The following is a 1791-nucleotide window of genomic DNA, read 5'->3' as shown; positions in this document are numbered from 1 at the left end:
CGGCGGCGCGCCGGCGCCCTGCGGGCGAGGTCGTCGCCGCGGCGGCTCTGGGCTTCCTCGCCGCCCTGCTGGTGGGGCTTGTCCGCTACGGGCGCGGCCGGGCGCGGGCCGGTATCCGCCGAGCGGCGCTGGCCGAACTCGCCCGGAGCCGGAACCTCGATCCGGAGGCGCGCCTCGTCGCCCAGGCCCGGCTCCTGCGCCGTCTCGGCCGGACCCTCGGCGGCGAGACCGAGGCCCGGGCGACGGGCGCCGACTGGGCCGCCCGCCTGGACGCGCTGTTCAGGACCGATTTCTTCACCCGGGGCGCCGGCCGGGTGCTCGCCGACGGGCTGTACAGGCGGCAGGATCCCGACCTGGACGCCCTGGACGCCGAACTCGGCCGCCTGATCGGACGGCTGCGGGCATGAGCGCGTTCCTGCCCGCGTGGCTCAGCGCCCTCCTGTCGGCCTTCGACTGCGCCGCGCCCTGGGCGCTCCTGGCCCTCCCCCTGCCCCTGCTGGCCGCCCGCCTGATCCCGGCCGAGCCCGAGGGCGGCAGCGGCGCCCTGCGCGTGCCCGGCACGCTGGTGGGCGGGACGCGCTCCGGCGCCGACCTCGCGGCCCGGGGGCGGCGGCGGGCCCTGCTGACCTGGACGCTCTGGATCGCCCTGGTGGCGGCCCTGTCGGGCCCGCGCCTCGTCATGCCGGCGGCCGCGCTCCCGGCCTCGGGCCGCGAGATCATGATCGCCATGGACCTGTCGGGCTCGATGGAGCGGCGCGACTTCGCCCTCGACGGCGAGACCGTGAACCGGCTCACCGCGGTCAAGCGCGTCGGCACCGACTTCATCCGCCGCCGGGCCGGAGACCGGATCGGCCTCGTGATCTTCGCCGACCAGGCCTACGTGGCGGCGGCCCTGAGCTTCGACACCGCCGCGGTCGCCCGCGCCCTCGACGAGGCGACGATCGGCATCAGCGGCCGCTCCACCGGGATCGGCGACGGCCTCGGCCTCGCCCTGCGCCGCCTGGACCCGCGGGATGCGGACGGCGAGGCCGCCGCCGGGAGGCAGTCCGGTGCCAAGGCCGCGAAAGCCGTGATCCTGCTCTCGGACGGCGCCAACAATGCCGGCCAGACCGCCCCCAAGGACGTGGCGGACCTCGCCAAGACGCTGGGCATCAAGATCTACACCATCGCGCTGGGGCCCCGCGACATGGCCGATGCCGATGGCGAGCAGGACGTGGTCGACACCGAGACCCTGCGCGACATGGCGCAGGCGAGCGGCGGCGAGGCGTTCCGGGTGCGCACCACCGAGGATCTGGTCCGCGTCGCCGACGCCATCGACCGGCTTGAGGGCGGCCGCGCCCTGGCTCCGCCCCTGCCCCTGCGCCGGGACCTCTGGCCCTGGCCGGCCGCCCTGGCGCTGCTGGCCGCCGCCGCCCTGCTGGCCAGCCGGAGGGGGGCGTGATGGATCCACGTTTCGCCGCCTGTCCGGCACACGCCCTCATCCTGAGGTGCCCGAGCGCAGCGGAGGCCTCGAAGGAGCCCTCCCGCCGGCCGCGCGATCCCTGGAGCCCTCCTTCGAGGCCCGCTGCGCGGTCACCTCGGGATGAGGGGATCCGGGTGGGAGACGCCGCCCGATGAGCTTCCTCGACGCCTTCGCGCTGCTGCGCCCCTGGTGGTTCCTGGCGATCCCGGTGGTCGTCCTGCTGGCGCTCCGCGCCGCGTGGCGCTCGGCGCCGTTGGGCGACTGGGCCCGGGCGGGGGAATCGGCTCTGATGGCCCATCTCGCCCGCACCGGCGCGGTGCTTGGCGGCC

At 76.8% G+C, this 1791-nt stretch carries 2 protein-coding genes and 1 pseudogene; all 3 read left to right on the top strand.

The window, feature by feature from the left end:
* Window positions 1–407 (top strand): DUF4381 family protein (locus I53_RS02545; protein ID WP_043346279.1); only part of this gene is annotated, 407 nt, incomplete at its 5' end.
* Window positions 404–1441, top strand: a complete 1038-nt coding sequence (locus I53_RS02540) for a VWA domain-containing protein (RefSeq protein ID WP_187294296.1) — start codon at window positions 404–406, stop codon at window positions 1439–1441. The genes I53_RS02545 and I53_RS02540, both read left to right, overlap by 4 nt.
* A gap of 172 nt (window positions 1442–1613) precedes the next feature.
* Window positions 1614–1791: pseudogene (locus I53_RS35865) on the top strand (VWA domain-containing protein); the annotation flags it as partial.

It is taken from the genome of Methylobacterium sp. B1 (assembly GCF_000333255.1).
GTDB lineage: Bacteria > Pseudomonadota > Alphaproteobacteria > Rhizobiales > Beijerinckiaceae > Methylobacterium > Methylobacterium fujisawaense.
This window is presented reverse-complemented; position numbering and strand designations above follow the sequence as displayed.